The 14,887-nt window shown below is 39.4% G+C and carries 10 protein-coding genes; 9 read left to right on the plus strand and 1 reads right to left on the minus strand.

The annotated features are described in order from the left end of the window. The first annotated feature begins 111 nt into the window (after nucleotides 1-111). Both QE450_RS07005 and QE450_RS07010 read left to right on the plus strand, forming a co-directional pair. Entirely contained in the window at nucleotides 112-1,839 is a 1,728-nt protein-coding gene (locus QE450_RS07005) for a carboxylesterase family protein (protein ID WP_307298067.1), read from the plus strand. A gap of 182 nt (nucleotides 1,840-2,021) precedes the next feature. Next, nucleotides 2,022-3,629, plus strand: a complete 1,608-nt coding sequence (locus QE450_RS07010; protein ID WP_273615975.1) for an ATP-binding protein — start codon at nucleotides 2,022-2,024, stop codon at nucleotides 3,627-3,629. 104 nt (nucleotides 3,630-3,733) lie between these two features. Here the strand turns inward: QE450_RS07010 and acsA are convergent, their stop codons facing one another. Beyond that, complete coding sequence (gene acsA, locus QE450_RS07015) at nucleotides 3,734-5,458, minus strand: acetate--CoA ligase (protein WP_274170161.1); 1,725 nt, start codon at nucleotides 5,456-5,458, stop codon at nucleotides 3,734-3,736. 433 nt (nucleotides 5,459-5,891) lie between these two features. Between acsA and QE450_RS07020 the strand changes: the two genes are divergently transcribed. The 7 genes from QE450_RS07020 to QE450_RS07050 all read left to right on the plus strand — a co-directional run bounded on the left by QE450_RS07020 (nucleotide 5,892) and on the right by QE450_RS07050 (nucleotide 14,773). After that, nucleotides 5,892-6,989, plus strand: a complete 1,098-nt coding sequence (locus QE450_RS07020) for an acyltransferase family protein (protein ID WP_301263404.1) — start codon at nucleotides 5,892-5,894, stop codon at nucleotides 6,987-6,989. A 186-nt stretch (nucleotides 6,990-7,175) separates the two neighbouring features. After that, entirely contained in the window at nucleotides 7,176-7,808 is a 633-nt protein-coding gene (locus QE450_RS07025) for a GNAT family N-acetyltransferase (protein ID WP_274170159.1), read from the plus strand. Nucleotides 7,809-7,837: 29 nt separating this feature from the next. Further along, nucleotides 7,838-9,016 carry an acetoin utilization protein AcuC gene (locus QE450_RS07030; RefSeq protein WP_273615979.1) on the plus strand — a complete coding sequence of 393 codons (1,179 nt, stop codon included), beginning with the start codon at nucleotides 7,838-7,840 and terminating at the stop codon, nucleotides 9,014-9,016. Nucleotides 9,017-9,328: 312 nt separating this feature from the next. Next, a complete protein-coding gene (locus QE450_RS07035; protein WP_273615980.1) occupies nucleotides 9,329-9,886 on the plus strand; it encodes an imm11 family protein in 558 nt (185 codons plus the stop codon). Nucleotides 9,887-10,033: 147 nt separating this feature from the next. After that, nucleotides 10,034-11,167, plus strand: a complete 1,134-nt coding sequence (locus QE450_RS07040; RefSeq protein ID WP_273615981.1) for a glucose-1-phosphate adenylyltransferase — start codon at nucleotides 10,034-10,036, stop codon at nucleotides 11,165-11,167. A gap of 20 nt (nucleotides 11,168-11,187) precedes the next feature. Beyond that, entirely contained in the window at nucleotides 11,188-12,291 is a 1,104-nt protein-coding gene (glgD, locus tag QE450_RS07045; protein ID WP_273616292.1) for a glucose-1-phosphate adenylyltransferase subunit GlgD, read from the plus strand. A gap of 37 nt (nucleotides 12,292-12,328) precedes the next feature. Next, a complete protein-coding gene (locus tag QE450_RS07050) occupies nucleotides 12,329-14,773 on the plus strand; it encodes a glycogen/starch/alpha-glucan phosphorylase (RefSeq protein ID WP_273615982.1) in 2,445 nt (814 codons plus the stop codon). Nucleotides 14,774-14,887: the final 114 nt, after the last annotated feature.

The raw sequence follows: 14,887 nt of genomic DNA on the forward strand, positions 1-14,887 counted from the left end.
GAATTAGGTTTTTTTATGTCTATTTTTAATAGACAGCGCTTATTCGTACACTTTTCTTTGTATATTCACTTGATGCAATGGCTTGCGGTACATAATGAAGGAGGTATTCAAATGAAGATGAACAAAAAAGGAACATGGTTGTGGTTGCTCGTATTAATGTGTATATTATCTAGCAACGGTACTGCTGAAGCAGCCGTTCAATCTAACCAAACAAAGAGTGATACGATGAACTATAAATATCAAAATGATGTAACACAACCAACAAGCACCGGTATATTCACAGGGTTACAGACAGGTAACAACAATACATTAGTATGGTCAGGTATTCCTTATGCACAAGCTCCTGTAGGAGATTTGCGTTGGAAAGCACCTCAACCTCTATCATCATCTGCGAGTGAACAGTATAGCGCACGTCAGGCAGGCAATATCTGTACTCAATTAGCAGATGGCAAAGTCGTAGGCGAGGAAGACTGTCTATATCTTAATGTCTATCGTCCACATACGACAGCTACTGATCTGCCTGTACTTGTATTTTTGCATGGAGGAGGTAATGTGACAGGTAGCTCTGCGGCTTTGGAAGCAGAATCATTGGCTACCAGTACACAATCGGTTGTGGTTACTGTTAATTATCGCTTAGGATTATTAGGATGGCTTAACAATACTGCAATCAAAAGTGGTAATCCGCTAGAGGATTCAGGCAATTTTGCGCTGTTAGATCAGATTGCAGCACTCAAATGGGTACAGCAACAGATAGGTAGTTTTGGTGGTGATCCAGACAATGTTACACTGGGCGGTCAATCTGCGGGCGCGCGTGATGTGTTAGCATTGGTCATTTCACCGCTCGCCAAAGGGCTATTCGCTAAAGTAATGCCTTTAAGTGGTGGTATGACTACAGCTACGCCAGCGGAAGGACAAGCGTATTCGGATAGCAAATTAGCCGCAGTACTAGTTCAAGCAGGCAAAGCCAGTACAACAGCAGAAGCTATGACCTATCTTCAAAAAACGGATACTCAAACATTACAGCAAACATTACGTTCATTAGATAGCAAACAGTTGGTGCAAGCAGTCGGTAGCGTGATGATTCGAATGTCTGAATTTCCGCATTTATTTGCAGATGGTCATGTATTACCGAAAAATGGATTTGATGTCGTGCAGACTGGACAATACAATCGTGTTCCGATGTTAATTGGTAGTATGAAAAATGAATTCAATGTATTTGCTGCCTATGATCCAGAATTTAGTAAGCAATTCACTTCAAATTCATGGCCATCAACAAAAGAAAAGCAGTTCTGGCAAGCTACCCAGTATGGAAGTCAATTATATTCTGCTTTTAATGCAGATCAAGTAGCAGATAGATTTACAAAAGATACTCAAGCATTACCGATCTATGTGTATCGTTTTGCATGGGGTACAGAAGTGAAAAGTCTGCAAGCACCAGCTAAATATTTAGCCGCTACACATGGAGTGGATATGGACTTTTTGAGTGGTCATTTTGCTGATAGTAATTACGGGTTACTATTCAAAAATCAATTTTATAAAGACGATAATGAAGCGGGAAGAATACAATTGATGCATCGTTATCGCCAATATATCCGTCAGTTTTTACATGATCAATCGATGCAAGTAAACGATACACCGGCTTGGACATCGTGGCAACAATCGCGTACATTATTGCAATTTGATGCTACCAATACCAAAGCAATATTAAAGACTATCCAGCCAGCACCGACTTCAGCTAAAATGATGGCGACTATTCAATCATCGTTATCGAATACTGCGAAGTCTGTGGTATGGGATAACGTATTAAAAGGTAGATTCTTTATGGATGCTCAATATTAAAAAAATACATTTTTTTGGAAAAAGTACTGGATAAGTGAGTGATTTTCACGTATTCAGTACTTTTTATTCTAAATTTATGATAGAAATTCGTTTGAATAATCATATACTTGTTTAAATTTAGCTATAATTATATGATAGATACAACTGATGGTTGAACTTGATAACAATATTTGGGAGGCACCATGAATATAGATCCTAAAATAGCAGCAGTCGATTGGGAATATGTGGTACAAAATTTAAAATCTTCGGTAACGATTGCTGATGCAAGAAGAAGTGATTTCCCGCTTGTTTTTGTAAATAGTCATTTTACCGAGTTAACTGGGTATACCAAAAATGAAGCGATCGGATACAATTGTCGTTTTCTACAGGGTGTAGATACTGATCCAGCAGCAGTTAAAAAGATTCGTGAAGCTTTAGCTAAGCAAGAATCTGCTGTGATTGAGATTTTGAACTATACCAAAGAGGGAACTCCTTTTTGGAATGAAATTAATTTAGATCCTATTTTTGACCGGAATGGTGAATGTCATTATTTTGTAGGGATTCAATTTGACATCACAGATCGCAAAACAGCGGAACAACAAGCCAAGCGTGCAGCAGAATTAGCAGAAGCAGCTAATCGCGCGAAAAGCCGTTTTATTGCAAATATGAGTCATGAGTTTCGGACACCATTGAACGGAATTATTGGAATGACTGAATTGATCTTATTAAGTGAGATCGATCAAGAACAACGTGATAATATGAAGATTGTCCAAAATAGTGCGGAAACGTTGTTGACGTTAATTAATGATGTACTTGATTTCTCCAAAATCGAAGCGGAAAAGATGAATCTTGAGAATATAGAATACAATATTCATGAGTTGATGGATATTACGATCAAAGCGCATCGTCCGTTAGCATTGGAGAAAAAGATTGATCTATTATTGCACATTGGCAAACGTGTACCTAAAATCGTGGTCGGTGATCCACATCGATTAAAACAAGTACTGAATAACTTGATTGGTAATGCGATTAAATTTACGAGTCAGGGTTCAGTGAAGATTTCTGTCGAAGGGCAGGAATTAATCGAAGATAAATTGATGCTTCATTTTAAAGTAAAAGATACAGGGATCGGTATTGCAGAAAAAGATATGCCCAAGCTATTCAAAAGTTTCAGTCAGGTCGATGATTCACAGACACGCGAATTTGGCGGTACTGGTCTAGGGCTTGTCATCAGTCAGCAGATCGTTGAGTTAATGGGTGGACATATTACAGTAGATAGCGATGAAGGAATCGGGACTATTTTCCAATTCACAATACCTCTGGCTTATGCTCATACATCAACAAGTGAAGGTGTAGATACAGAATATGCTCCTTCTCATAAGTCTATAGAACCACCTGTAGAGACAGAAGAGGAATCTAATGCTAGTGGACTGAAAGTACTTTTGGCAGATGATGACCGAATCAGTCGTCTAATTACGATGCGTATGTTAGAAAAGTTAGGTCACCGAGCAGAATCTGTCGAAAATGGTCTGGAAGCTGTGCGCACGTTAGAAAAAGATTCTGGTTATGATCTTGTACTAATGGATATTCAAATGCCTGTTATGGATGGACTTCAAGCTACAGACGAAATACGTAACTCTGGCAAAGTCAATCGCAATGATATTCCAATTATTGCTTTGACAGCTCACGCGTTCAAGGACGACCAAAAGCAAATTATGGCTTCCGGTATGAATGGTGCATTATCTAAGCCATTGCCTATCCAAAAGCTTGCAGAAATTATTGATTCTGTGAAGCAAGAACAACAGAAATAAAAGAATACCGTCTATAGATACAGTAAAATATAGCATGATAAAAAGCCGCCTTTGATATACAAGGGCGGCTTTTGGTCTATCACAAATGAAATAGATATAGAACGTTAATCTTCGATCGTAGAGAGATCACCTGTAGGAAGCTCCAATTCCCATGCTTTCAGCACACGACGCATAATTTTACCACTGCGTGTTTTGGGAAGCTTGTCTTTAAATTCAATCTCACGCGGAGCAGCATGAGCGGACAATCCTTCTTTGACAAAGCGAGTGATCTCTTGCTTCAATTCTTCTGTAGCTGTATATCCTTCCCGAAGGGAGATAAATGCTTTGATCACTTCACCACGTACAGGATCAGGCTTACCGATAACACCTGCTTCAGCTACCGCAGGATGTTCTACCAATTTACTTTCTACTTCAAAGGGACCTACACGCTCACCAGACGTATTGATGACATCATCAATTCGACCCTGGAACCAGAAGTATCCATCTTCATCCATGTAAGCAGAATCTCCTGAAATATACCATCCCGGAATACGAGTATATTCTTCAAATTTGGCAGGATTGTTCCAAATTTTGTACATCATTGATGGCCACGGTGTTTTGATCGCTAAATTACCCATCCGTAGTGGAGGGAGTACATTACCCGCATCATCGATAATAGCAGCTTCTACGCCCGGAATCGGACGTCCCATAGAGCCAGGGCGAATATCCATACGCGGATAGTTACAGATAAGCTGTGCGCCTGTCTCGGTCATCCACCATGTATCATGAATCCGTTGTCCGTAGACACGATATCCCCAGCGAATAACTTCAGGATTTAGCGGTTCGCCTACACTGAGCACATGACGAAGCGAAGAAAGGTCATATTGCTCAACCACTTCATCGCCAGCTCCCATTAACATCCGGAAAGCTGTTGGAGCACTATACCATACCGTTACTTGATAGCGTCCAATCGTCTCATACCAATCTTGCGGGCTGAATCGCCCTCCACGCACAACATTGGTCACTCCATTTAGCCAAGGAGCAAAAATACCATAAGACGTCCCTGTCACCCAACCAGGGTCAGCAGTACACCAATAAATATCATTCTCTTGAAGATCAAGTACAATTCTGCCGGTATATTCTTGCTGAATCATAGCTCTATGAACATGATATACACCTTTAGGCTTGCCTGTAGACCCAGAAGTATAGTGAAGGATTAGACCATCATCTAGATCTACCCATTCTATCTCTGCTTCTGTTGAAGCTTGTTGCATTTCTTTGGCAAAATCAATATAAGGAGCTGTAATGTCTTGCTCATCCCCAACAAGAATGACATGTTGAAGTTCAGGTAATTCGTGACTAGGCACCCGTTCAACTAATTTGGGTGTAGTGATGATAGCTACAGCACCACTATCTGCCAGACGATCTTTCACAGCCGTTTCCATAAAGGCTTCAAATAATGGCCCAGCAATAGCACCAATTTTAATAATACCAAGCAATGTAAAATACAGTTCAGGAGTACGAGGCATAAAGATAAACACGCGATCTCCTTTGCCAATGCCTAGTTTGCGTAGCATGTTAGCAGCTCGATTCGATTGTTGACGCAATTGTTCAAAGGTATACGATTCGCTTCGTACAGGATCACTATAATGCAAAGCAATATGATCACGACGTTCTGAAGCAGCATGACGATCGATCGCTTCGTAAGCAAGATTGATATTGCCCGTTTCATGCCAGGAGAATCTTTTTTCTACATCTGCCCAGTCAAAAGAACGACTAGCTTCCTCATAATCCATCATATTGGCTTGTGTAGCTTCTACAGCAATGATTTCCACGTTATCTTTTCCCATAATGACCTCCATGATTATTGAGATACGATCTTGTGTTTCGATTACCATATATAGCGCTTACAAAAAACAATACTACGATTTCACAAATTGTTCAATTTTATATTTTCCTGTAGTATAGCATAGCGAAATATTATTTTTTTTACAATTTATTTTGCATCATAATCATGAAAAAAATCATGAATTTACATTTTAACTATAAATTATGACAACTTTGTAGTAATATATAACGAATGAAAATGATTCAAAGTGAATAATTAAACTGTTTTATAAAAACATAGTAATTCAAAATGAATAATAACACACTATAATCATCTTCTTTTTGATCTATATTTCTATGTCTAATATTACAGTTGAACCAAAAGTAAGGAGAGATGTCACACGCTATCATTGAGCATTTTAGGAATGGTTAATTGAAAAGGAGGTTATTAACGGAATGAATTCAAACGCGATCTCTACTAAAAAAACGATCAGCGAAGTAGGCTTGATTCGCGCGATCGCTTGTATGAGCGTTGTATTACTGCATTCGATTAAATTTACAACAGGGGAAAGTACAGAGGGTGCTATTCAGTTTGGACTATGGACGCTAGCTGGACTTCTTTCTTTTGGAACATCGACTTTTGTATTTATTTCAGCATTGGTTCTTGCTTATTCTTATCCTAATCAGTTACCGAAGCAATTTTATAGCAAACGTATCAAGTTTCTTTTGATTCCTTTTGCTTGTATGGCTGTATTTTATGCTGTGATGTCTGGTGTATTGAATGGATGGTCGATTCCTAAGTTAGTGGTCTACAATATGCTCGGAGCTTATCATGGCTGGTTTGTACTGGTTATTTTCCAATTTTATATTCTTCATCAATTGTTTAATAAGTATATTGCCCGTTTTGATCCGCGGTGGGTTCTAGCTATAGCTCTTATTATTAATGTAGCGTATCTCGCTTTCTTTAATCTGGTAGCACCGCCTAGTAGCAATCAGTATATTGCTTATATTTGGGATCGAGGATACTGGATGCCATTTACAGGTTGGGTATTTTATTTTGCTCTCGCTTATTATTGTGGTAAACATTATCAAACATTTATGCAATATATCGAAAAATACAAAGTCTGGATTTACGCAGCCTTGCCTGTATCGTTAGCCATCATTATTTATAACAATATGTATGCTAGCTTCGGATTTGGATCGAAGCGTATGGATATGATTTTGTTTACAGTTTTGTTAATTTTCGTATTGTTTTTAGCTTTTCGTAATGTAACCAAAATGCCGGCTGTATTATCAATTGTCAGTCAGTATTCATTTGGGATCTATTTATTGCATTGGTTCTATCTACAAATGATGGATATAGCGATCGAGACGTTTGCTGTATCGCTTGGCTATTTTGAGATTCCATTGTTGTTTGTAGGAGGATTGCTCTGCTCTTACGTGACTATTAATCTATTAAACCGAATTAAGATTGGTAAATATATTGTAGGTCGCGTCAATGTACCCAAATCTTCTGCTCCAGCTTCCAGCCGTAGCTTGGCTACTGAAAATTAAATTATAACTTGATCTATAGAAATCAAAACCTTCTCGCATAATGAGAAGGTTTTTTTCTGATCTACATAGCTACACATACATTTACCTTGAAAATCAGTATAATAAGAACATAAGGAAAGCGTTATCATAAAAGTAGACGATCTCATTTACAATATTGAATACTTCCATAAAGAAAGGAATCCCAGTATGGAGCATTTGAAAATTCCACAATCGGAAACACTTGTGTCTCCTCGGTGCACGTTACAACTAGAAGGACCTGTATCGCCAGCACATATTCGCACCAAAAAAATGCATCCTCAATTAGACGCATTTCGTCGTCCAGCCGAACAATGGGAAGCATTGATCGAAATTGCTGAATTGGATGAAGGGCGCATTATTATGGCTTGCGATGGCGAGGTCATTGTCGGATATGTAACATTTCATTATGCAGATGAATATGAGCGCTGGTCGGAAGGCAATATGGAGGATCTAATCGAACTTGGAGCGGTTGAAGTAGCGAATGATTACCGTGGACTTGGTCTAGCCAAAAAGTTGATACAACTTTCTTTTCGCGAAGAACAACTTGATCGAATGATTGTATTTACCACAGAGTATTACTGGCATTGGGATCTTGAGAATACAGGGCTAAACGTCTGGGATTATCGCAAAATGATGGAGCAGTTAATGAAAAATGTTGATATGGTCTGGTTCGCAACCGATGATCCTGAAATCTGTTCTCATCCAGCGAATTGCTTGATGGTACGTGTAGGAAAATATGTACCGCAATCTTCAGTCGAAGCATTTGATCGCCTACGATTTCGGCAACGATTTATGTATTGAATTTCAATCACAGAAAGGAGAATTGATGTATGGATAAAGCAATATATGTATATCATCCTGATAGCTTGAAGTATGTATTTCATCAGAATCATCCATTTGACCAGCGTAGATTAACGCTTACTCGTGATCTACTACAACAAGTAAATGCTTTATCTGTAGATCAAATCTTTGTGCCTGGCGAATTGCCAGATTCTCATTTGTTACAACAAGTGCATATTCCTGAATATGTAGAAGCTGTCAAACAATTAAGTCTGGAGCATCCTTCACAGCAGGCTATTGATCGTGCATTCCAATACGGTCTTCATCAAGGGGATACGCCGTATTTTGCAGGGATGCACCAGAGTGCATTATCGATTGCTGCTGGCTCGGTGACTGCTGCCCAGATGGTAATGGAAGGTCAGACGACTCATGCTCTTCATCTAGGGGGTGGACTGCATCACGCTATGCCACAGAAAGGCGCTGGATTCTGTATCTATAATGATGCCGCACTTGCAATCGCTCATGTACGGGAAACGTATGGAGCTAAAGTGCTCTATATTGACACAGATGTGCATCATGGAGATGGTGTAGAGATGTGTTTTTACACTGATCCAAATGTTTTTACGTATTCGATTCATGAGACGGGTAAATATTTATTTCCCGGTACAGGACGGGTAGAAGAGCGCGGTGCAGGTGAAGGATTTGGTTACACTGTAAATTTACCTTTAGAACCGTATACCGAAGACGATTCATGGCTAGAGTGTTTTGAGACGACGTTGAATCAAGTGTTAGAACGCGCTAAGCCCGATCTTATTATTAGTCAACATGGATGTGATGCCCATGCGCTTGATCCATTGTCTCATGTGCATTGTTCTATGCGTATCTATCAGGAGATGCCTCGTATGATTCATCAAGCTGCTCATCAGTGGTGTGAAGGACGGTGGGTAGCGCTGGGAGGCGGCGGATACGATATATGGAGAGTAGTACCTAGAGCATGGTCATTATTATGGCTTGAAATGAGCAATCATCCACTACTGCAACAGCTTCATACTGATCCGTTGTTACCGTTACCTCAAGACTGGTTAGATCATTGGCAAGCAGAAAGTCCTGTCTCTTTGCCGCAAACATGGTTAGATGATGTGAAGCGCTGGGAACCGATCCCAAGGCGAGAAGAGATCACGCAGTCTAATCGAGCGATCAGTGAAATAGCAGCAACTTATTTGAAATAAAGCAAAGGTTTATTTGCCAGTATCCAAGTGGATCAGAATTGGTATAAAATAAACATTATACCAGTCTGTAACAAAATCGTAATGACTTAAAAGGGGCGAAATGAACATTTTCGGGTATATATATTTTGCCGGGAGATTGGCAGATGAACGATTTTCACATACAGAGCATAAAAGGGTAAGTTAATATAAGCGGTAAGCAGGGACAATAGCTACGTATGTAGAAATAGATACTATATTCAAGGAATGAGTTGTATTCATCATTCATTACTATAGTATGGAATGGTCTGCCAATCCCGAAAGGAAGAGATATGTATGTGCTATATCCTGTCACCAGCAAATGTGTATCCGGATCGTTACTGGTTTAAGTACAATTTCAATGATTCACCGGATCATTTGAGCTTCAAAAAAGGCACACCTCAACGAGATTGGGCGAAGACGCCAAAGTTCCATTTGCAAGGAGATATCGATCTTAATCATTTAATGCATTTTGATTGGTTTATGAGCGATGGACCCGATCTAGTGGGACCTAGACTTGCTAGCGTTATCCGACAATATGCTGACAAAGATGTACAATTGGTCGATGCAGAAGTCACTGTTAACGGTGAACCGCTTAACGGGTTTCAAGTACTTAATATCTTGACTGTTATCAATTGCTTGGATGTAGAAGAATCGGTTCATGTTCCTTTACTTCCAGGAATTCATGGAAGCCCTGTTCATTATATCTCGGTTGCTTTTCAACCGGATGGACTCAAAGGTCATGGACTGGTGCGTTCGAATGAAGATATCAGTCTGATTGTAGCATCTTCTGAATTTGTAGAAGCTTGTCGGGTACAAAACATAGCAGGTATTGTTTTTAAGGAAAATCTCTAAGTGGTATTTTGAGCAACATATCCTGATGGACGGTCTCCTTCCTTTTATCGATAGCAATTATTGATAAAGTATTCATTGTATGGCATCGTCTCTCGGCGCTACATGTCTCTACAAATTATATGACAATCACATGAAGGGGGCTTTTCCATGAGTAAGAAAGAAGTAGTAGCTATGTTGCTTGCCGGAGGTCAAGGCAAAAGACTCAAAGGTTTAACAAGATTTCTGGCAAAGCCAGCCGTTTATTTTGGCGGTACTTATCGCATTATCGATTTTCCTCTTAGTAATTGCGCCAATTCACGTATTGATACAGTAGGTGTATTAACGCAATATGAACCCATGGTCCTTCATGCATACATAGGTGTTGGTAACGATTGGGATATGGATCGCAAAAATGGTGGAGTATTTGTATTGCCACCACATGAACGCGAAGAAGGCAGTAGCTGGTATCAAGGAACAGCGGATGCGATTTATCGCAATCTAAACTTCGTGGAAAGATTCGATCCTGAACATGTTCTTATTTTATCCGGTGACCATATTTACAAAATGGATTATGGCAAAATGCTGGATTACCATAAAGAAAAAGACGCAGACTGCACCATTTCTGTTGTTAATGTCACGCTGGAAGAAGCTAGCCGTTTCGGTATGCTGAATACAGATGATGATCTTAAAATTTACGAGTTCGATGAAAAGCCAGAACATCCAAAAAGTACACTTGCTTCTATGGGTATTTATTTGTTCAAATGGGATGTTCTAAAATCTTATCTGATTCAAGATGAGACCAACCCGACCTCTTCTTATGACTTTGGTAAAGATATTATTCCGTTATTGTTAGATGATGCCAAAACATTATACGCTTATCCATTTGAAGGATACTGGAGAGACGTGGGTACAATCCAAAGTCTATGGGAATCCAATATGGATATGTTATCTGAACATCCAGAATTGGACTTGAATGATCCGAACTGGCGTATCTTCACACGTAGCCCGAATCAGCCTGCTCAGTATATTGCGCCTGAAGCTAAAGTGAGTGATAGCATCATTAACGAAGGTTGTATTGTCCATGGTGAAATTAATCATTCGGTTCTATTCTTCGGTGTAGAAGTAGGCGAAGGTAGTGTGATTACTGATTCGGTTATTATGCCTAATGTGAAAATCGGCAAAAATGTTCGTATCCACCGCGCGATTATTGACGATGGTATGATATTGCCAGATGGTAAGCAAATTGGTGTAGATCGTGAAGATGAGAGCGAAATCTTACTAATAACGAATGAGTCATTATAATAAAGAGGACGGTGATGGGAATGAAGGGCTTCGTAGGAGTTATCAACCTGGATCATGAATTAGACCAACTAAATGAATTAACATATTTCCGTTGTGGTGCAGCCGTTCCATTTGGTGGACGCTATCGTTTAATCGATTTTGCTTTGTCAAATATGATGTATGCAGGTATGGAAGATATTGCTCTATTTGTTCGTCGTAAATATCGTTCTTTAATGGATCATTTGGGTGAAGGTAGACCATGGGACTTGGATCGTAAACGGGGCGGACTCTTCATCTTGCCACCGGATTGGCATGATCCAACCGATACTTCACTTGGAGATCTGCAACATATTCATAATAATATGGATTATTTCCATCGCAGTTCTGGTGATATTGTCGTCAATAGCGGCACCCAACATGTGAACAAAGTAGATTTTAATGAAGTCTACAAATATCACAAAGAAAAAGGTGCAGATGTTACAGTTGTCTACAAAAAAGTAGCAGAGTTGGAGCCAGAACATGGCCCTTGTCGTCGTGTAGAAGTAGATGAGAATGGCTATGTATCAGGTATTCATCATGAGCGTGATCATAACAATATTTATCTAGAAATCTTTATTATGGATAAAGCTCTGTATTTGGATCAAGTTCGTTACTCGATTGCTCATGGCAAAAGCTATTTCTTCCGTGATGTGATTCAACATAACCCGAACGGTCTCAAAATTGCCGCTTATGAATATACAGGCTACAATGCAGTGATTAATTCAGTGGAAAGCTACTACAAAAATAGTCTAGCTTTACTTAACCCTGATAACTACATGAAGTTATTTCATGAGAAACCTGTGCAAACGAAGATTAAATACGAAGCACCGACCAAGTATCTGGAAAGTGCTAAAGTAACTAATTCTTTGTTAGCGAATGGATGTATTATTGGCGGAGAAGTGGAAAACAGTATTTTATTCCGCGGTGTCAAAGTCGAAAAAGGCGCACGTGTTGTCAATTCAGTTATTTTGCAGAAATGTACGATTGAAGCAGGCGCTGTATTGGAAAATGTGATCTTGGATAAAGATGTTCATATTTCAGGAGATCGTACATTGATCGGTGATGTGAAAAAACCATATGTTACAGCGAAGAGCACTTCCGTCTAAATGTAGATCAGAATTAGAATAGAGGAGGAACGCCCTGTTGTTTACGAGCAAAGAGTCATTCAAAAGCATATTTCAGAATAATGTAGTTTCCAAGTTGGGAAAACCGTTGGAAGAAGTATCAAGTGAAGATGTATATACGATTTTGAGTCGGATGATCCGAGAATTTGCCGGTAAGGAATGGGCAGCAACCAACCGCGAATTTCGAGATAATGAGGAAAAACAAGTCTATTATCTATCTCTTGAATTTCTAATAGGTCGTCTACTAGGTAACAATCTACTCAATATGGGTGTTCTTGAAATTGTGCAAGAAGGTCTGGAAGACTTAGGGGTATCTCTTTCTGAAATAGAAGAACAAGAAGCAGACGCAGGACTAGGTAATGGGGGTCTTGGTCGTCTGGCTGCTTGTTTTATGGATTCATTGGCTTCTCTTGGATATGCAGGACATGGTTGCGGGATTCGTTATAAATACGGTCTATTTGAACAAAAAATAGTTGATGGCAATCAGGTAGAATTACCGGACAACTGGTTGCAAAAAGGAAACGAATGGGAAGTTCGTCGTGATGATCGCAAAGTGGAAGTTCGCTTTGGCGGTAATGTAGAAGTTCATGAAGAAGCAGGAGAGCTTACTTTTTCACTTCATGATTATGAAGGGGTATGGGCTATTCCTTACGATGTTCCTGTTATTGGATACAAAGGTAACAGAGAGAATTCGCACATGAATACACTTCGTCTATGGAGCGCAGAACCCATGCGTGAAATGGCAAGTCGTGGTTCTTCTTCAGGCGGCAACTATTATAGCTATCTGGATTACAATCGTTCGGTTGAATCGATCTCCGAATTCTTGTATCCAGATGATTCTCAATATGCTGGACGACTATTGCGATTGAAGCAACAGTATTTCCTTTGTTCTGCTGGTCTGCAAAGTATTCTACGTACGTATGATAAATTAGGGCTTAGCTATGAAGAGCTACCGAAAAAGATAGCAATTCATATCAATGATACACATCCTACATTGGTCATTCCTGAATTGATGCGTATTTTGCTGGATGAAAAAGGATATGGATGGGATATAGCTTGGGAGATTGTAACTAAGACTGTATCGTACACCAACCATACAATTTTAAGCGAAGCCTTAGAAAAATGGCCAACTCATATGGTGCGTGAACTGTTACCGCGTGTGTATATGATTATCGAAGAGATCAATGCTCGTTTTTGCCGTCTGCTTATGGATAAATATCCAGACGATCCAGATCGTGTAGCGCATATGGCTATTATTTTCGACGATCAGGTTAAAATGGCACATCTAGCGATAGCCGGTACTCATAGTATTAACGGTGTAGCCGCATTGCATACCGATATTTTGAAGCATCGTGAGATGAAAAATTTCTACGAACTGTATCCAGATCGGTTCAACAACAAAACAAATGGTATCACTCATCGTCGCTGGTTAATGCATGCGAATCCTGAGTTATCACAGTTAGTGAGTGAATCAATAGGTACGCGTTGGATTACTCATCCGCAAGAAATGGTCGGCATTTTGAAATACAGTGAAGATGCAAGCTTTCAAGAGCGTGCTGCTAAGATCAAGCTCAATAATAAGCAAAAATTGGCGACATATATTGAACAAAAATATGATGTCAAAGTGAATACGGATTCGATCTTTGATGTACAAGTCAAACGTCTGCATGCGTATAAACGACAATTTTTGAATATTCTTCATATTATCCATTTGTACCATCAGATTAAAGAAATGCCATCACTGGATATAGTGCCACGTACTTTTATTTTTGGAGCCAAAGCGGCACCGAGTTATTATTTAGCGAAAAGTACGATCAAACTTATTAACAGTGTAGCCAATGTAGTGAATAATGATCCTGATGTGAAAGACAAGCTGAATGTCTTTTTCTTAGAAAATTATTCCGTTTCTTTAGCTGAAAAGATTATTCCTGCTGCGGACGTGAGCGAGCAAATCTCTACCGCTAGTAAAGAAGCATCTGGTACAGGGAATATGAAATTTATGATGAATGGTGCTCTAACTGTAGGTACGATGGATGGTGCTAACGTAGAGATGCATGAAATGTTAGGCGATAATAATATGTTTATTTTCGGACTGAATGCAGATCAAGTGATGGACTATTATCAACATGGTGGCTACAATGCACGCGATATTTACAACAGTGATTCACGGATTCAAGAAGTCATGAATCAACTGATTGAGCGTGGCCCATTTACTAATCATAATAATGAATTTGATATTTTGTACCGTTCGATTCTCGATATGAATGATGAGTATTTTGTACTCAAAGATTTCTCAGCCTATACGGAAGCGCATGTTCAGATTGATCTCGCTTACCGTAATCGTAAAGAGTGGCTCAAAAAATCGATTCATAACATCGGACATTCTGGTAAATTCTCTAGTGATCTGACAATAGGGCAATACGCGTCAGAGATTTGGAAAATCAAACCTGTGGATCGTGGGTAAGCTTGACTCAATTGAACATAAAGCATAAATGAAGGAAATCCTTCTTGGTATTGTGATTGTCTGCGGATGATTATGATAGTGGGGAGGATTTCTTTTTTATGTGGACGCAAATTT

Source organism: Paenibacillus sp. SORGH_AS_0306 (assembly GCF_030819345.1).
GTDB classification, from domain to species: Bacteria; Bacillota; Bacilli; order Paenibacillales; family Paenibacillaceae; genus Saccharibacillus; species Saccharibacillus kyungheensis.